Raw genomic sequence first — 17,247 nt, forward strand, 5'->3', positions numbered from 1 at the left:
TCAGGGAGCTCGGCCCCGTCCGCGTACTCCCAGCCGTCCCTCGGTCGAGGTGACCGCGACGTCGCCCTCCTGGTCGGTGCGCACGACCCGCATCCGCGCGTCGCGCAGCAGCGCCAGCAGTGACGGCGCCGGGTGGCCGTAGTCGTTCTCGGCGCCCACGCTGATCACCGCCAACCGCGCCCCCAGTCCCCGGAGCAGGGCAGGGTCCTGACGGGCACTGCCGTGGTGGGCCACCTTCACGACGTCGACGCGCAGCGCCTGGCCCGTGTCCCGGCGCAGCTGCGCCTGGGAGGCGTCCTCCTGGTCGCCCATCAGCAGCACCCTCGTCCCGGCCACCTCCACGAGCAGGACCAGGCTGGCGTCGTTGGCCGGGGACTCCGACCCGGCCGGGGGCGGGCGCAAGGGGGCCAGCACCTGCCAGCGCAGCGGGCCCACCCGCCTGCTCACGCCGTACGCCGCCCGCTGCACCGGCACCCCGGCACGTGCCGCCACCGCCTCCACCAGGCGCACGCCGGAGAGCGGATCGGCCAGCGTGGTCACCTCGACCGCACCCACCTGCCGCCCGGTGAGCACACCGGCCAGGCCGTCCACGTGGTCGGCGTGGAAGTGCGTGAGCACCACCAGCGGGACACGGTCGATGCCGAGCCGGTCCAGGCACCGGTCCATCGCGGTGGGGTCCGGGCCGGCGTCCACCACCACCGCGCTGCCCGCACCCGCGTTCAGCACGAGCCCGTCACCCTGCTCGACGTCGCACGCGACCAGCACCCACCCCCGTGGCGGCCAGCCCGGGGTCGGCAGCGGCACCAGCAGGGCACCCACCATCACCACGCCGAGGCACAGGGTCGCGCCCCGCCTGGCCAGCAGGGAGCCCAGCAGCAGCGCGAGCCCGCCGCACACCAGGGTCAGGGTGGCGATGCCGAGCAGACCGGCGGACCACCCGACCGCGGCCACGGGCAGCTCGGCGCTGCGCTCGGCCACGGCGATGATCCACCGCGCGCACCAGGCCGCGGGCGTTGCGGTCACCCGCCCGAGCGGCTCGGAGAGCAGGCCCAGCACCCCGCCGGCGAGCCCGAGTACGGTAGCCGGCCCGACCGCCGGGGCCGCCAGGAGGTTGGCCACCACCGCGACCAGGCTGACCTGCCCGGAGAGGGCCGCGACGAGCGGGGTGCACGCGAGCTGCGCGGCCAGCGGGACCGAGATCACCTCGGCGAGCCAGCGCGGCATCCACCTCATCAGCCGGTCCCGCCACCCCGGGGCCAGCCACAGGATCCCCGCGGTGGCCAGGGCGGAGAGTGCGAACCCCAGCGACAGCGCCAGCCACGGGTCGAGCAGGAGCAGCAGGAGCACCGCGGCCCCGAGGGCACGCGTGCCGCGGCGGCGGCCGTGCTGGCCCATGCCGAGGAGCCCGACGGTGCCCATCGCGGCTGCCCGGACGACGCTGGGCTCGGTGCGGGCCAGCAGCACGAAGCCGACCACGCCGAGGGCACCGACCACCATCAGCCCACGTGCGCGTACGCCCGCCCACCGGGCCAGGAGCAGCAGGCAGCCCACGACCAGGGTGAGATTGGTGCCGGAGACGGCCAGCAGGTGGGTGAGCCCCGCGGTCCGGAAGTCCTCGGTGAGCTCCTCGGGCATGCCGCCGTCGTCGCCGTCGACCAAGGCGGGCACGAGCACCCGTGGCCCGGTCGGCTGGTGCGAGACCGCTTCCCGGATGGAGGAGCGCAACCCGTCGGCGGCACGCATCCACGGCGCCGGCCGCGAGACGAGGACCGGTGGCCCGCGGGTGCTCAGCACCCCGGCGAGCTCGCGGGTGCTCGCCACCTGCAGTCCCCCGGACGCCTCCACCCGCGAGCCGGGTGTCAGCCCGGACCAGCGCCGGTCGGCGAGGACCAGCACCGGCGCCCGAACCCGGTGCCGGATTCCTCGCCCGGTCACGGACTCGGTCCGGGCCCGCAGCACGACGTAGTCGCCGAAGCGCCCCTCGCGGACCACCGGGTCGGAGGTCACCACCAGCCGGGTCAGCACCGACGCGTGCTCCCGGGCCAGCCCCTGCACAGCGTTGTCCTGGACGGCGTCGGCGCGCAGCAGCGCGGACACGGCGACACCGCAGGCGGCGACCACCCAGGCCACGTGGCTGAGCACCTCGCGGCCGCGGCGGCGTCGCTGCGCCAGGTGCAGGAGCGCCAGCGAGAGCGCCGTACCGACCACCCAGGCAGGGGCCAGCAGCGCGGTCAGCGCGGACGCCCAGGCGACCGCGGCCAGCACCGGTGCGCGCAGGTCGATCCGGGCGCGATCCGCGGATGGAGCGGGTGCGGTCACAGGGTGACGTGTGGCGCCAGCTCGGCCAGCGTCTTCTCCCCGATCCCGTCCACCTCGAGCAGCTCGTCGACCGAGGAGAAAGCCCCGTGGGCACCGCGCCAGTCCAGGATCTTCTGGGCCGTGACCGGGCCGACGCCGGGGAGGGTGTCGAGCTGCTCGGAGGTGGCGGTGTTCAGGTTGACCAGGGCTCCGGTCGCGTCCGGCGCGGCCGTGCTGGCGCTCGCGGCGATCCCCCCGGGCTGGACGGCGCGCCCGACCAGGATCTGCTCACCGTCGACCAGGACGCGCGCGAGGTTGAGCGCACTGAGGTCGACCCGTCCCCGGGGCCCTCCGGCCCGTCGCAGCGCGTCGACGACCCGGGAACCGGCCGGCAGCGTGGTCACCCCGGGCCGGCGCACCTTGCCCGCGACGTCGACCGTCACGCTGCCGGTGCCTGCCGTGCCACCCGCGCCAGCAGCCGCCGAGGTCGCCCCGCCGGGCGTGGGCACCGGCACCAGCGGCGACGCCGACCCCGAGGGAGCACCGAGGGCCGTGGGCCGCGTGACCGGCTCCGCGTCTCCGCCGGTGCGCCACACCACCACGGCCGCAGCGACCACCGCGACAGCGGCCAGCGCTGCGACCAGGAGCACCGACCCCGACTCCAGCCCGACGCGCCCGCGCAGCGTGTCCGGCACCTGCTCGCCGAGCCATCCCCGCAGCCGGCGGACCACCCCGGGCCGGCCAGGTCTCAGGTGCCGTCCGGCGGGCGCCACCGCGGATGCGGGCGGAAGCTCCGGCTGCTCCTCGGGGTCCTCCTCGAGCCGTCGCAGCCCCGCGCGGTCGAGCTCCTGGCCCAGCAGGTCGAGGCGGCGACGCGCCGCGGCCGAGACCTCCTCCTGTGACTGCCTGTGCATGCCCCGACGCTAGGAACCGCAGCCACCCCGGCGGAAGGCCGTTCGGGCGACCTGTGGACAACTGCCGTCCGGCAGCAGGCTGTGCGGGCTCAGGTACGCCGGGACATCGCGACCGCGACCATCCCGGGGCCCACGTGGGCGCCGAGGACCGCCCCGATCTCACCCAGCGACACCTCACGGTCCCCCAGGCCGTCGGCCAGCCGGTTGCCGAGCCGCTCGGCCAGGGCCGCGGCCCGGTCGGGGCTGGCGAGGTGGGCCACCGCGACGTCGACCTCCGCGTCGCCGGCCGCCTCCACGATCAGCTCCTCCAGGCGCGAGAGGGCCTTGCCTGCGGTGCGGACCCTCTCGAAGGGACCGATCCGGCCGTCGTCGACCTTGAGGATCGGCTTGACCGCCAGGGCGGAGCCGAGCAGCGCCGCAGCAGCGCCCATCCGGCCGCCGCGACGCAGGTACTCCAGGGTGTCGACGTAGAACAGCGAGGTGGTCTCGGCTGCCCGGTGCCGCGCTGCGGCGCCAGCGGTCTCGGCGTCGACTCCGGCGGCGATCGCCTCCGCGGCGGCCAGCACGGCGTACCCGGTGCCCATGCCCACCTGCCGGGAGTCGACCAGCGTCACCGGCACCGGTGACCGCTTCGCAGCGAGCTGCGCGGACTCGAACGTCCCGCTCAGCTCGGCCGAGATGTGCACCGAGACGATCGAGTCGAACCCGTCGGCCGCCAGCTTCTCGTAGGTCTCCAGGATCACCTCGGGGTTGGGTCGCGAGGTGCTCACCGGGGTCCACGCCTTGAGTGCCTCGGCGAGCATCTGCGGGGTGACGGAGCCGTCCTCCCCGGACTCGTCGTAGGACGTGGCACCGATGATGACCTGCAGCGGGACCACGGTGACGCCGTGCGCAGCGGCCGTCTCGGCCGAGAGCGAGGCGGTCGAGTCGGTGACCAGGGCGACAGGCATGGGCAGAGGCTATCGCCGCGACCTCGCGAGGCCCCACCCCAGCGTGCCGGGCCGCCCCTGGCGGCGTGGAGTTCGGCTGGGGTGGGTACACATGACGCAGGAGCCGTGGCCTGGTCCACGGCACAGACTGAGCAGAACCAGGACAGGAGACCCATGCGCATCGTGATCGCAGGCGGCCACGGGCAGATCGCCCGGCAGTTCGGGAAGCTGGTCGCCGCCGCCGGCCATCACCCGGTCGGGATGATCCGCAAGGCCGAACAGGTCGGTGACCTGGAGAAGTACGGGATCGAGCCGGCGATGATCGACCTGGAGGACACCGACGTCGTCGCGATGTCCGACATCGTGCGCGGCGCCGACGCCGTCGTCTTCGCCGCGGGTGGCGGCCCCGACGGCAACGCCCAGCGCAAGGAGACCGTGGACAAGGGCGCCGCGATCATGCTCGCCGACGCCGCCGAGCTGACCGGCGTACGCCGCTACCTGATGGTGTCCGCGATGGGGACCGAGCAGGCCGCTCCCCCGCCCGCCGACGGCTCGGAGGAGGACGTGATGCAGGTCTACCTGCGGGCCAAGCAGGAGGCGGACGACTACGTGCGGGGCCGGAGCCTGGACTGGACGATCGTGCGTCCGGGGGCCCTGACCAACGACGTCCCGACCGGGCGGGTCGAGGTCGGCCGGCTCGACTACGGCTCGGTCACCCGGGGGGACGTGGCGCACGTGCTGGCCGTGACCCTCGAGCGCGAGCACACCATCGGGATGACCTTCGACGTGATCAACGGCGACAAGTCGGTGGACGACGCGATCGCCTCGCTGCGCCCCTGACGCTTCCCTGAGGGCCTCACTGGCGCCTCCAGGATGGGGAGCAGACCCAATGGCGGGGTCTGCCCCCGACCGCCAACCTCTCCCGGGTGGATGTCTTCCTGGCCTGCGCCATCTTCCTCGTCACCTATGCACTGATCGCCACGGAACGCATCCACCGGGTGACCGCCGCGATCGGCGGCGTGGCGCTGATGATGTTCGTCGGGGTGACCGACACGGAGACGGCCTTCGGCTCCCCCGAGAGCGGTGTCGACTGGAACGTCATCTTCCTGCTGTTCGCGATGATGCTCATCGTCGGCGTGCTGGAGATGACCGGCCTCTTCGAGTTCCTCGCCATCTGGGCCGCGCAGAAGTCGCGGGGCCGACCGTTCCGCCTGATGGTGCTGCTCATCGTGCTGACCGCGGCGGCGAGCGCGCTGCTCGACAACGTCACCACGGTGCTGCTGATGGCACCGGTCACCCTGACCACCTGCCGGCGCCTGGGGCTGCGGAGCGCGCCGTACCTGATGACGCTGGCGTTCGCCTCCAACATCGGCGGCACGGCGACCCTGATCGGTGACCCGCCCAACATCATCATCGCGAGCCGGGCCGGGCTCAGCTTCAACGACTTCCTGATCCACCTGGCACCGCTCGTGGTCGTGCTCGTGGGGGTCCTGGTCCTGCTGTGCCGGGTGATGTTCCGCAAGCACCTCGTCGGCGATCCTGCGCGGGCTGCGGAGGTGATGGGGCTGCGGCCACGCGACGCGATCACCGACCCGGTGCTGCTGCGGCGCAGCCTCGCCGTCGTCGCCCTGGTCACGGTCGGCTTCGGCCTGCACAGTGCCCTGCACATCGAGCCCTCCCAGGTCGCGCTGCTGGGGGCGTGGGTGCTGATCCTGATCTCCAGGGCCACCCCGCAGAAGTTCCTGGCCTCGGTGGAGTGGCCGACGCTGGTGTTCTTCATGGCGCTGTTCGTCCTCGTCGGCGGACTGGTCGAGGTCGGCGTGATCGGCTGGCTCGGCGAGCGCGCCATCGAGGCCACCGGTGAGAACTGGCTCGGCGCCGCCACCGCGCTGCTCTTCGGCTCGGCCGTGCTCGGCGCGTTCGTCGACAACATCCCCTACACCGCCGCGATGGTGCCGATCGTCCAGGACCTGGTGGCCGCCGCCCCGGGGAGCCAGGGACAGGGGTTGTGGTGGGCCTTCGCCCTCGGTGCCGACCTCGGCGGCAACACCACTGCCGTCGCGGCGGGCGCGAACGTGGTCATCCTCGGGATCGCCGCGACGAAGGGCGAGCCGATCAGCTTCTGGACCTTCACCAAGTACGGCCTGATCGTCACCAGCACCACGCTCGTCGTCGCGTGGCCCTACGTCTGGCTGCGCTACTACGCCTAGGACCGGCTCACGGCTCGATCAGGCCGACGCGGATCGCGTAGCGGGTCAGCTCGGTGCGGTCGCGCATCCCGAGCTTCTGCAGGATGTTCTCCCGGTGCCGTTCCACGGTCTTGACGCTGATGGTCAGCTCCTTGGCGATCTCGCGCGAGGACCAGCCCTCCGCGATCAGCTTGACCACCTCGTCCTCGCGTGGGGTGAGCACCGCCCGTGGGAGCCGTTCCCCGCGCCGCATCCGCTCGAGGTAGTCCTTCACCAGCGCGCTCTCCGCCCCCGGGTAGAGGAACGACGCCCCGCGCAGCGCGGCCCTGCAGGCGTTCACGAGGTCGCGGTCGGCCACCGACTTCAGCACGTAGCCGGAGGCCCCGACGCGCAGCGACTCGAAGAAGTACTGCTCGTTGTCGTGCATGGAGAGCATCAGGATCTTGGGCGGGTTCGGCAGCCGTGAGATCTCCCGGGCCGCCTGGAGCCCGGTGAGCCGCGGCATGGCGACGTCCAGGATCGCGAGGTCCACCTCGGTCTCCCGGACCAGCTGGACGGCCTCCATGCCGTCCTCGGCCTCGGCGACGACCTCGAGGTCCGGCTGCGTCTCCAGGATCATCCGTACGCCGCGGCGTACCAGCCCGTGGTCGTCGGCCAGCAGGATCCGGGCGGGCGCGCTCACCGGCTTGCCTCGGGCAGCGGCACGCGCAACCGCACCACGGTGCCACCGCCGTCGCGGCGCCGGACCTCCAGCGTGCCGCCGACGAGCAGCGCCCGCTCGCGCATGCCGCGCAGGCCGGTGCCGTCGGCCCGGTGACCGATGCCCACGCCGTCGTCGCTGACCACAAGCTCCACCTCGTTGCCCACCACGCCCAGGGTCAGCTCCACGGTACGGGCCTGCGCATGGCGAGCGACGTTGGTCATCGCCTCCTGGGCGACCCGGAACACGACCAGCTCGACGGCGTCGTCCAGCGGCGGGAGGCCGGGGTTGATGCCGCGGCGTACGTGGGTGTCGACGTGGGTGAACAGGTCGGTGGTGAGTGCGGCGAGCGCGCTGCGCAGCCCGAGGTCCTCGAGCACGTGCGGCCGTAGTCGCCGGGCGACCTCGCGGACCTCGTCGAGGCTGGACCGGGTGCCCTCGCGCAGCCGCTCCAGCGCCTCCCTGGTCGGCTGGGTCTCCACGAGCATCCCGGTCTCGAGCAGGAGCGCGGTCAGTGACTGGCCGACGCCGTCGTGCAGCTCCTGGGCGATGCGCGAGCGCTCGGCCTCCTGGGCGGCGAGCGCGGCGATGTTGCTCTGCCGCCGGCCTGCCTCGATCCGGTCGAGCAGGTCGTTGACCGACGTGGCCAGCCGGGCCGCGATCCCCGAGGACGGCACCGGGAGGCGCTCGATGGGCTCGGTGCTGCGGGCCAGGTCGAGCTGCCTGACCAGCCGGTCGAGCGGGCGCAGGGCGGCCGCGACCAGGAGGGCGTTCGCCGCGATCATCACGCCCAGCCCCACCACCAGCACCGCGACCTCGGACAGCAGCGGCTCGGAGGAGACGGTCGCCGGCGAGAACGCCAGCAGCGCCGTCCCGAGGGCGAACAGCAGCCCGTTGGTCAGCACCACTCGCGTGGTCAGCGAGAGATCGGGCATGGACATCATCTGGTCACCCTTGCCGACGGCGTACGCCGTGTCCACGCGGCCCACCTCACGCCCGCGGAAGTGGGGACAAGGCCCCATGTGATCCGGTGTCCCCCTCGACAACACTGACGGTGCGGGGCCCGAACCACATACCTGGGGGGCGGGTCACCGCACCAGCCTTGAGGAGGTCGAGATGTCGTTCCTGCGACGTGCACTCCACCGGCTCCTCGCGCCGGGACAACGTTCCCGTCGTTCGCGCGCACCACTGCACCTGTGGGCGACGGTGACGGCAATGACCGCGGACGGAGTCACCGCCCACCTCCAGACGGAGTTCACGATGCGGCCGCTCGGGGGGACGGCCGGGGACTCTGCAGTCTCCGTGGACCTCGCGGACCTCGCCATGGACGCAGTCGAGCGCGTGCTCCGGCGAGAGATCGGGAGCCGGACCGCCACCGAGCTGCCGTCCGTGGGGTCCGCGGTGGACTGGGTCCCGGTGGACCTGGTGCCCGGAGCAGTGATCGAGGCAGTGCACGTCCTGGGGTCCGACATCGAGGTCACCCCTGAGCTGCAGCGACTCCTCGCAGGTTCCCTGACCACCTGAGGATGGACCTCAACCTCGCGATCCTGCTCGGTGCGCTGGTGCTCCTGGTCGGTGTCGCTGCCGTCCGCGTCTCGGCGCGCGCCGGCCTGCCCAGCCTGCTGCTGTACCTCACGATCGGGCTGGCGCTGGGAGAGTCCGGTCTCGGCCTCGGCTTCGAGGACGTCGACCTGACGATGGTCCTCGGCACCCTCGCGCTCGCGGTCATCCTCGCCGAGGGCGGGCTGAGCACCAAGGCCGAGGTGATCCGGCCCGTGGCGTCGCTGGCCGGGCTGCTCGCGACGCTCGGGGTGGCGGTCAGCGTGGCGATCACGGCGGGCATCACCTACGCGGTGCTCGACGTGGACCTGCGGACCGCGTTGCTGCTCGGCGCGGTGGTGGGCTCCACGGACGCCGCGGCCACCTTCTCCATCATGCGCCGGCTGCCGATCAACGCCCGGGTGCGCGCCACCCTGGAGGCCGAGTCGGGGTTCAACGACCCCCCGGTGATCATCCTGGTGACCCTGGTCGCCAGCGACGCGTGGTCGTCGGCCGACCCGCTGCAGATCGGCGGCCTGCTCGTCTACCAGCTGCTCGGCGGCCTGCTGATCGGGTTGGCGGTCGCGCGCGCCGGACAGTGGCTGCTGCAGCGCAGCGCGTTGCCGGCGGCGGGGCTCTACCCCCTGGCCACGATGGCGATCCTGTTCCTGGCCTTCGCCCTGGCGGGCACGGCGCAGGCCAGCGGCCTGATGGCGATCTACGTGGCCGGGATGTGGCTGGGCAACGCCCGGCTCCCCCACCGGCAGGCGACCGCGGGCTTCGCCGACGGGTTGGCCTGGCTCGCCCAGATCGGGCTGTTCGTGATGCTGGGGCTGCTCGCCTCGCCGAGCCGGCTGCCCGAGGCGCTGGTGCCCGCCCTGATCGTGGGGGTGGCCCTCACCTTCGTCGCCCGGCCGGCCTCGGTGGCCCTGTGCGCCCGGTGGTTCCGGGTGCCGTGGCGGCACCAGCTCTTCATGTCGTGGGCCGGTCTGCGGGGCGCCGTACCGATCGTGCTGGCGACCATCCCGATCGGGCGCGGCCTGCCCTCGGCCGACCGGATCTTCGACGTGGTGTTCCTGCTGGTGGTCGGCTTCACGCTGGTGCAGGCACCGACGCTGCCCTGGCTCGCGCGACGTACCGGGGTCGCCCTCGAGGGCACCCCGAACGAGCTGACCGTCGAGTCGGCGCCGTTGGAGGAGATCCACGCCAGCCTGCTGCAGCTGCAGATCCCACCGGGCTCCCGGCTGGCCGGCCTCTACGTCATCGACCTGCGGCTGCCCCGCAACGCAGCGCTCGCCCTGGTGCACCGCGAGGGCCAGATCTTCGTGCCCGACGAGCACACGTCCCTGCGGGTGGGCGACCATCTCCTGCTCGCCGTCTCCGACTCCGCACGGGCCGAGACCGAGCACCGGTTGCGGGCGATCGGTGCCTCCGGGCGGCTCGGCGTCTGGTACGGCGAAGCGGGCTCACCGGACGCCGAGCCCGTCAGGCTGCGCAGCAGCACCTGACCCGGTCTCAGAGGATGTAGAGCATCTCCTGGTAGGTGGGCAGCGGCCAGAGGTCGTCGGCCACGACGCCCTCGATCAGGTCACCGGCGGCTCGCACCGCCGCCATCGCGGGCAGCAGCGCGTCCCTCGCGTGCTCCGCCTCCGCGACGGGAGTGCTCGCCGACTCGTCCGCGAGCGCCTCGCCCAGGGTGGCGAGGGCCGCGCGCAGGTCGGCCAGCGGCGCGGAGATCGCGTCCAGGGCCGAGGTGTCCGGCTCCACGCCGGCAGCCTTGAGCGCACCGAGGTTGAGCGCCACCTCGGTCTGGTAACGCATCGCCGCCGGGAGGACGGCGGTCGTGCCGATCTCGAGGGTGGACCGCGCCTCCACACCGACGCTCAGGGTGTAGTGCTCCAGCCCGATCTCGTAGCGGCTGTGCATCTCGCGGTGGTTGAAGACCTTGTAGTGCTCGAAGAGCTCCATCGCCTCCTCGGTGATCAGCTCGGGCAACGCGTCGAGCGTCGTACGCAGGTTCGGCAACCCACGCGCCTCGGCTTCGGCCTCCCACTCCTCGGAGTACCCGTCGCCGTTGAACACGGCCGCGCCGTGGTTGGCGATGATCTCGGCGAGGACGTTCTGCACCGAGGTGTTGAAGTCGGTGCCCTCGGCCTGGGCCGCCTCCAGGTTGGTGGCGATGTGGTCCAGGGCCTCGGCCATGATCGTGTTCAGCGTGACCATCGGGCCGGCGACCGTCTGCATTGATCCCGGTGCGCGGAACTCGAAGCGGTTGCCGGTGAAGGCGAACGGGCTGGTCCGGTTGCGGTCACCCGGGTCGGTCGGGAGGACGGGGATCGTGTCCACCCCCACCATCAGGGTGCCGTTGTCCTTCGAGGAGGTGGCGCCCCCCTTCGCGATCTGGTCGAAGACGTCGGCGAGCTGAGCACCGAGGAAGATCGAGATGATGGCGGGAGGCGCCTCGTTCGCCCCGAGCCGGTGGTCGTTGGAGGCCGAGGCCACCGACGCGCGCAGCAACCCACCGAACTTGTGCACCGCTCGGATCACCGCGGCGCAGAACACGAGGAACTGCGCGTTGTCGTGCGGGTTGTCACCCGGCAGCAGCAGGTTGCCCTCGGTGGCGTTGCCCAGCGAGAAGTTGACGTGCTTGCCGGAGCCGTTGACGCCCTCGAAGGGCTTCTCGTGGAACAGGCACTCCATCCCGTGCTTCTTCGCGACGGTCTTGAACGTCGTCATCAGCAGCTGCTGGTGGTCGGCCGCGACGTTCGCACGCTCGAACATCGGGGCGATCTCGAACTGCCCGGGAGCGACCTCGTTGTGCCTGGTCTTGGCCGGGATACCGAGCTTGAACAGCTCCCGCTCGGTGTCCATCATGAAGCCCAGCACGCGCTCGGGGATGGCGCCGAAGTAGTGGTCGTCGAACTCCTGGCCCTTGGGCGGCTTGGTGCCGAACAGGGTGCGCCCGGAGTTCAGCAGGTCCGGGCGGGCCAGGAAGAAGTGCCGGTCGACGAGGAAGTACTCCTGCTCGGCGCCGCAGTAGGAGACCACGCGGTCCGGCTCGTGCCCGAAAAGCCGCAGGATGCGCTTGGCGTGGTCGGCCATCGCCTGCTGCGAGCGCAGCAGCGGCGTCTTGTGGTCGAGGGCCTCACCGGTCATCGACACGAACACCGTCGGGATGCACAGGGTGTTGCCGTGCGGGTTCTCCAGGACGTACGCCGGGCTGGTGGCGTCCCAGCCGGTGTACCCACGGGCCTCGAAGGTGTTGCGCAGCCCGCCGTGCGGGAAGCTGGAGGCGTCGGGCTCGCCCTGGACCAGGGTCTTGCCGGAGAACTCCGCGAGGGCGGAGCCGTCACCGGCCGGCTCGAGGAAGCTGTCGTGCTTCTCCGCGGTGAACCCGGTCAACGGGTAGAACACGTGGGCGTAGTGGGTCGCCCCCTTCTCCATCGCCCAGTCCTTCATCGCCGACGCGACGGCGTCGGCCATGGTCGGGTCGAGAGGAGCGGCGTGCTCGATCGTGGCGAGGACGGACTTGAAGACCGACTTGGGCAGCCGCTTCTGCATCACGGTCTTGCTGAAGACGTTCTCACCGAAGATCTCGCCGGGAGTCTCGGTGAGCGCGAACGTGGTTGCGGGAGGAACATGGGCCTCGACGGCCTTGATCCCTTCGAGGCGAACGTTGTTTCCACTCACTGATGACATCCCTTGACGAGTCCGCTGGGCGGCGACGGAGAAGCTGACTCATCCAACCTATGAGCGCTTCTGCACTGCACGAGTCGGCGGTGTTTCGGTCTCGTGAACCAATGCCACGTCTCGCCCATGCAGGCTCCAGAGGGCTCAGCGGGACAGGAGCTCGGTGACCCGCTGGACCTCGTCGTCGAGCTCGGCCGCCTGGCTCCGGGTCGGCTTCACGAACAGGTCCGTGACCACGCGGCCGTCGCGGAACCACCACAGCCCGGCCATGAAGCCGTCCACGAAGATCGTGTGCCCGACTCCCCCGTTCGTCCCCGCCCAGCGCGGGCGAACCTCCGCCGGGACGATGTGGTCACGGCTCGCCGTGGAGAGCCAGACGTTGTCGTAGGTGCCCAGCAGCCTGACCGGGGCCGGGGTGTCCCCGTCGGCGTACGGCGCGTCCGGGACGTCGTAGCGCCGTCGCCCGTCCTCGCACTCGACGGCGACCAGCTCGTCCTGCATGGACGCGAACACCGGCCCGAGCCTGGTCACCCGTGACCACGCCGTCATGTCGGCGGCGGTGCCGGGACCGAACGCCCGCAGGTAGCGGCGCACCAGCTCCTCGAGGTCGACCTGCTTCGTGGGGCTGCCCAGGTAGTTCTCCACGGTGTCGTAGACGACCCCGCCGGAGCGCTTCCAGAGTCCCCGCGGGGGCAGCTGCACCAGGGGCACCCGCTCCCGCGCCACGTGGGCGAGCGCGCCGGACGGCACCCCGGTGAAGGTCTCGGCCAGGCGCTCCCCCAGCTGCTTGACCGGGAGCGGGCCCGCGGTGGCGAGCACCCGTCGTACCTCGGCGACGACGTCCTCGACCGGTACGCCGCGGGCAGCCCGGTTCATCTGGTTCGAGGAGCTCTGCTGGTCCAGCATCCGCTGCACCCACGGCCGCAGCGCCAGCGCGTCGTCGGGCAGCAGCACGTGGATGGTCCCGCGCATGGTCAGCAGCCGCACGGCCTCCCGGCTCTCCAGCGCTGCGGAGAGCTCCAGCGGATCGAACCCCTCGATCCGCGCCGCCAGCGACAGGTACGGCGGCAGGTTGTCCTGCGCCTGCAGCCCGATCAGGTGCTCCACCATCCCCAGCACCGGCATCTCCACCCGCTCCAGCAGGTGCTGCCGCAGTAGCAGCGTGCGGTTCAGGTCACGAAGGCTCAGCACCCCGGCAGCCTAGATCGCCGAGCCCCAACGGCCCTCCCAAGGTGGTCGAGCAGCGAGCGCCAGCGAACGCCGGCGCGGCTCCGACCCAAGGGTGCGTAGCCGGGCGCGCGCGACCACAAGGTGGTCGAGCAGCGAGCGAAGCGAGCGGATAGTCGAGACCACGCAGGTGAGCCGGGAGCCAGACGTACGACGGCACGAGGGCCCCACTCGGACGTACGACGGGACAGCCCACCCAAGGTGGTCGAGCAGCGAACGCAGTGAGCGGACAGTCGAGACCACTCAGGTGAGCCCGCAGTCAGACCCATCCCACGCAGAGAGGGCTGATCAACACAAGTGCGGCGGCGCGTCCGGCCGCGGCGGCGGCCGATCCGCGGTGACATCAACCGTCCCGTGGTGATCCCGCAGGAACTGGAGCCCGTGCGGGCTGGTCCAGTTTCCGGCGAGAATCCCCTTGTTTCACTGGGGATCGGGATAATAGTTGGAGAGATTTTCGAGCCTCCTGCCCCTGGGCCGGCCGGGTCCTTTGCGTGCCTCGGGTCTGCTTTTCGCCTCACCCAGCGTGGTCTCGACTATCCGCTCGTCTCGGCTGTCCGCTCGCTGGCGCTCGCTGCTCGACGCAAGGCTCCGCTCGCTGCTCGACCACCTTGTGGTCGCGCGCCCCGTCGTACGTCTGCGGGCACGGAGCCTCTGCCGTCGTACGTCTGGCTCTCGCCTCACCCAGCGTGGTCTCGACTGACCGCTCGCGGCTCGACCACCTTGTGGGCGGCTTGCCGCGCCGTACGTCTCACACCCACCTCGCCCGGCGTGGGGCGCGGCCGTCAGCTGACTACGAGGTTGACCAGCTTGGGGGCGCGGACGATGACCTTGCGGACCGTCTTGCCCTCGATGGCTCGCTGGACCGACGGGTCGGCCAGGGCTGCGGCCTCGAGGTCGGCCTCGGTTATGTCGGGCGAGACCTCCAGGCGGGCGCGGAGCTTGCCCTGGACCTGGACCACGGCCGTGACCGACTCCTCGACCAGCAGGGCCTCGTCGACCACCGGCCAGCCGGCCTTCGCGACCGTGGGCTGGTGGCCGAGGCGCTCCCACATCTCCTCCGCGGTGTACGGCGCCACGAGGGACAGCAGGATCGCCACCGCCTCCGTGGCCTCGCGCACGGCGGGGTCCTCGGGGCCGCAGCCGGAGTCGATCGCCTTGCGGGTGGCGTTCACCAGCTCCATCATCCGGGCGACCATCACGTTGAACCGGTGCGACTCGATCAGCTCGGCGGCGTCGTGCAGCGTCCGGTGGGTCACCCGGCGCAGGGCGACGTCGCCTGCGTCCGGCGAGGTCCCCGCAGGGCTGGTCACGTCACCGGACAGTCGCCAGGCGCGCTGCAGGAACCGCAGCGACCCGGCAGGCGACATGTCGGCCCAGTCGATGTTGTCCTCCGGCGGACCTGCGAAGACCAGCGTCAGCCGGACGGCGTCGACGCCGAACTCCTCGAGCTGGGCACCGAGGTCGACGCCGTTGCCCAGCGACTTGCTCATCTTCTTGCCCTGGTTGATCACCACGCCCTGGTTGAGCAGCGCGGTGAACGGCTCCTCGAAGTCCACCAGGTCCATGTCGAAGAGCACCTTGGTGAAGAACCGGCTGTAGAGCAGGTGCAGCACCGCGTGCTCGACACCGCCGACGTACTGGTTGACCGGCAGCCACTGCTTGACCAGGTCGGGGTCGAAGGCCTGGGTGTCGTCGTTGGGCGAGGCGTAGCGCAGGAAGTACCAGCTCGAGTCGACGAAGGTGTCCATCGTGTCGGAGTCGCGCTTGGCGGGTCCCCCGCACTTCGGGCAGTCGACGTTGACCCAGTCCTCGGCCGCGGCCAGCGGCGAGACGCCCTTGGGCTTGAGGTCGGCGCCCTTCAGCTCCGGCAGCCTCACCGGCAGCTGGTCCTCGGGTACGTCGACCTCACCGCAGTCCGGGCAGTGCACCACCGGGATCGGGCAGCCCCAGAAGCGCTGGCGCGAGAGCAGCCAGTCGCGCAGCCGGAAGTTCACCGCGCCGCGCCCGGTGCCGCGCTCCTCCAGGTAGCCGATGATGGTGCGCTTGGCCTCGTCGACGTCCATGCCGTCCAGCGACACGGACTCGTTCGAGGAGTTGATCGCGGGACCGTTGCCGGTGAACGCCTCCCCCTCCCAACCCTCCGGGGGCTGGACCGTGCGCACGATCGGCAGGCCGAACTTCGTCGCGAACGCCCAGTCACGCTGGTCCTGCGCGGGCACGGCCATGATCGCGCCGGTGCCGTAGTCGGCCAGCACGTAGTCCGAGGCCCACACCGGCACCCGCTCGCCGTTGACCGGGTTGAGCGCGTAGGCGCCCAGGAACACCCCGGTCTTGGGGCGGTCGGTGGCCATCCGGTCGATGTCGGAGGCCTTGCGGGTCTCCGCGAGATAGTCGTCGTACGCCGCCCGCTGCTCCGGCGCGACGATCTCCTCGGCCAGCTTCGCGTCGGCGGCGACCACCATGAACGTGGCACCGAAGAGCGTGTCCGGACGGGTGGTGTAGACGCTGACCGTTCGGGTCGCACCGGTGCCCTCGGTGGTGACCTCGAAGTCGACGTGCGCGCCCTCGGAGCGACCGATCCAGTTGCGCTGCAGCGTCAGGACGCGGTCGGGCCAGTCCAGGGTCTCCATGTCGTCGAGCAGCCGCTGGGCGTAGTCGGTGACCTTGAAGTACCACTGGGTCAGCTCACGCTTGGTGACCTCGGCACCGCAGCGCTCGCAGGCGCCGTCCACGACCTGCTCGTTGGCCAGCACGGTCTGGTCGTTGGGGCACCAGTTCACCGGGCTGGACTTGCGGTAGGCCAGCCCGCGCTTGCGCAGCTGCAGGAACAGCCACTGGGTCCAGCGGTAGTACTCCGGGTCGGAGGTGTGCAGCCGCCGCGACCAGTCGAAGCTGATGCCGTAGCGGCGGAACGACGCCGCCTGGGTCTCGATGTTGGCGTAGGTGTACGTCGCAGGGTGCTCGTTGCGCTTGATCGCGGCGTTCTCGGCCGGCAGGCCGAAGGAGTCCCAGCCGATCGGGTTCATCACCTCGTAGCCGCGCTGCCACCAGTAGCGGGCGATCACGTCGTGCAGGGCGGTGACCTCGGCGTGCCCCATGTGCAGGTCGCCGCTCGGGTAGGGGAACATCGTCAGCGCGTAGCGCTTCTCACGCGGGCTGTCGTCGTCGGCCCGGAACGGGTCCAGCTCGTCCCACACCGGAAGCCACTTGGCCTCGGTGGCGTGGACGTCGTAGCCCTCGATCGGGGCTCGGGTCTGGTCCTGCTCGCTCATCGTTTCTGACAACTTCCTGGTTCGTCGTGCTTGGGAAGGGCGCCTGCAGCGGGCACAAAAATGCCCCTCGGGAAGAGGGGCAGCCGCCTCGGAGGTACGACGCGGCTAGTCGAGGAGCGGGGCGCGCTTCATGGGACCATCCTAGCCCCGCCGTTCACGGGCGCCCACGGCCCTCGGTCCCGGCTCCTCAGTGCGCCGGCCCATCGGCCTGAGGGGCCTCCTGGGACGCCTCCCCCTCGGGCTCGGGAGGCACCACGATCGGCCGCAGCCTCGCCCAGGTGCCGAAGACGATCCCGGCGACGAGCATGCCGATACCGGCCCACAGGTTGATGTTCAGGTCGTCGGCCTTGGCCATCTGGGAGTCGCTGGTGAACAGGCCGGCCACGATGAGGATCAGGCCGTAGATCCCGATCAGCGACCCGATGATGACGCGGATGTCGAACAGTCCGGCGCGGTGCGGTGCTTCGTTCTCAGCCATGTGGGCGCTCC

The 17,247-nt window shown here is 71.6% G+C and carries 13 protein-coding genes; 4 read left to right on the forward strand and 9 right to left on the reverse strand.

The annotated features are described in order from the left end of the window. The 3 genes from AC4BGB_RS04515 to AC4BGB_RS04525 form a co-directional block, all read right to left on the reverse strand. Complete coding sequence (locus tag AC4BGB_RS04515) at positions 1 to 2,319, reverse strand: ComEC/Rec2 family competence protein (RefSeq protein WP_490545114.1); 2,319 nt, start codon at positions 2,317 to 2,319, stop codon at positions 1 to 3. Beyond that, a complete protein-coding gene (locus tag AC4BGB_RS04520; protein ID WP_490545116.1) occupies positions 2,316 to 3,212 on the reverse strand; it encodes a ComEA family DNA-binding protein in 897 nt (298 codons plus the stop codon). Before AC4BGB_RS04520 ends, AC4BGB_RS04515 begins: the two co-directional genes overlap by 4 nt. Before the next feature lie 89 nt (positions 3,213 to 3,301). After that, positions 3,302 to 4,162, reverse strand: coding sequence for a DegV family protein (locus AC4BGB_RS04525; RefSeq protein ID WP_490545117.1), 861 nt, complete (start codon positions 4,160 to 4,162; stop codon positions 3,302 to 3,304). A 153-nt stretch (positions 4,163 to 4,315) separates the two neighbouring features. On the opposite strand from AC4BGB_RS04525, the gene AC4BGB_RS04530 reads away from it, so the two are divergent. After that, positions 4,316 to 4,981 carry an SDR family oxidoreductase gene (locus AC4BGB_RS04530; protein WP_490545119.1) on the forward strand — a complete coding sequence of 222 codons (666 nt, stop codon included), beginning with the start codon at positions 4,316 to 4,318 and terminating at the stop codon, positions 4,979 to 4,981. Positions 4,982 to 5,067: 86 nt separating this feature from the next. Then, positions 5,068 to 6,351 (forward strand): ArsB/NhaD family transporter, encoded by a 1,284-nt coding sequence (locus AC4BGB_RS04535; RefSeq protein WP_490545121.1) that lies wholly within the window; start codon positions 5,068 to 5,070, stop codon positions 6,349 to 6,351. Positions 6,352 to 6,358: 7 nt separating this feature from the next. Here the strand turns inward: AC4BGB_RS04535 and AC4BGB_RS04540 are convergent, their stop codons facing one another. Further along, positions 6,359 to 7,012: a response regulator gene (locus tag AC4BGB_RS04540; RefSeq protein WP_490545123.1), complete on the reverse strand. Its 654-nt coding sequence runs from the start codon at positions 7,010 to 7,012 to the stop codon at positions 6,359 to 6,361. Then, entirely contained in the window at positions 7,009 to 8,010 is a 1,002-nt protein-coding gene (locus AC4BGB_RS04545) for a sensor histidine kinase (RefSeq protein ID WP_490545124.1), read from the reverse strand. Before AC4BGB_RS04545 ends, AC4BGB_RS04540 begins: the two co-directional genes overlap by 4 nt. 235 nt (positions 8,011 to 8,245) lie before the next feature. On the opposite strand from AC4BGB_RS04545, the gene AC4BGB_RS04550 reads away from it, so the two are divergent. Beyond that, the gene (locus AC4BGB_RS04550; protein WP_490545126.1) at positions 8,246 to 8,554 is read left to right on the forward strand and encodes a hypothetical protein; all 309 of its coding nucleotides are present in this window, start codon (positions 8,246 to 8,248) and stop codon (positions 8,552 to 8,554) included. 2 nt (positions 8,555 to 8,556) lie between these two features. Further along, on the forward strand, positions 8,557 to 10,077 hold the full coding sequence (locus tag AC4BGB_RS04555; protein ID WP_490545128.1) for a potassium/proton antiporter: 1,521 nt from the start codon (positions 8,557 to 8,559) through the stop codon (positions 10,075 to 10,077). Positions 10,078 to 10,084: 7 nt separating this feature from the next. On the opposite strand, the gene AC4BGB_RS04560 is transcribed toward AC4BGB_RS04555, so the two are convergent. The 4 genes from AC4BGB_RS04560 to AC4BGB_RS04575 all read right to left on the reverse strand — a co-directional run bounded on the left by AC4BGB_RS04560 (position 10,085) and on the right by AC4BGB_RS04575 (position 17,236). Beyond that, positions 10,085 to 12,259 (reverse strand): glutamine synthetase III family protein, encoded by a 2,175-nt coding sequence (locus AC4BGB_RS04560; RefSeq protein WP_490545130.1) that lies wholly within the window; start codon positions 12,257 to 12,259, stop codon positions 10,085 to 10,087. A 144-nt stretch (positions 12,260 to 12,403) separates the two neighbouring features. Further along, on the reverse strand, positions 12,404 to 13,450 hold the full coding sequence (locus AC4BGB_RS04565; RefSeq protein WP_490545132.1) for a winged helix DNA-binding domain-containing protein: 1,047 nt from the start codon (positions 13,448 to 13,450) through the stop codon (positions 12,404 to 12,406). Positions 13,451 to 14,268: 818 nt separating this feature from the next. Next, complete coding sequence (gene leuS / locus AC4BGB_RS04570) at positions 14,269 to 16,758, reverse strand: leucine--tRNA ligase (protein ID WP_490545134.1); 2,490 nt, start codon at positions 16,756 to 16,758, stop codon at positions 14,269 to 14,271. 187 nt (positions 16,759 to 16,945) lie between these two features. Next, positions 16,946 to 17,236: a hypothetical protein gene (locus AC4BGB_RS04575; RefSeq protein WP_490545135.1), complete on the reverse strand. Its 291-nt coding sequence runs from the start codon at positions 17,234 to 17,236 to the stop codon at positions 16,946 to 16,948. Between the last annotated feature and the right edge of the window lie 11 nt (positions 17,237 to 17,247).

The organism is Nocardioides sp. Z30_9 (genome assembly GCF_058215735.1).

What these genes read in the sequence shown, in the direction of transcription:
- AC4BGB_RS04520 (WP_490545116.1), bottom strand. Translation starts at nt 3,212, where the DNA reads ATGCACAGGCAGTCACAGGAGGAGGTCTCGGCCGCGGCGCGTCGCCGC.
- AC4BGB_RS04525 (WP_490545117.1), bottom strand. Translation starts at nt 4,162, where the DNA reads ATGCCTGTCGCCCTGGTCACCGACTCGACCGCCTCGCTCTCGGCCGAG.
- AC4BGB_RS04530 (WP_490545119.1), top strand. Translation starts at nt 4,316, where the DNA reads ATGCGCATCGTGATCGCAGGCGGCCACGGGCAGATCGCCCGGCAGTTC.
- AC4BGB_RS04550 (WP_490545126.1), top strand. Translation starts at nt 8,246, where the DNA reads ATGACCGCGGACGGAGTCACCGCCCACCTCCAGACGGAGTTCACGATG.
- AC4BGB_RS04555 (WP_490545128.1), top strand. Translation starts at nt 8,557, where the DNA reads ATGGACCTCAACCTCGCGATCCTGCTCGGTGCGCTGGTGCTCCTGGTC.
- leuS (WP_490545134.1), bottom strand. Translation starts at nt 16,758, where the DNA reads ATGAGCGAGCAGGACCAGACCCGAGCCCCGATCGAGGGCTACGACGTC.
- AC4BGB_RS04575 (WP_490545135.1), bottom strand. Translation starts at nt 17,236, where the DNA reads ATGGCTGAGAACGAAGCACCGCACCGCGCCGGACTGTTCGACATCCGC.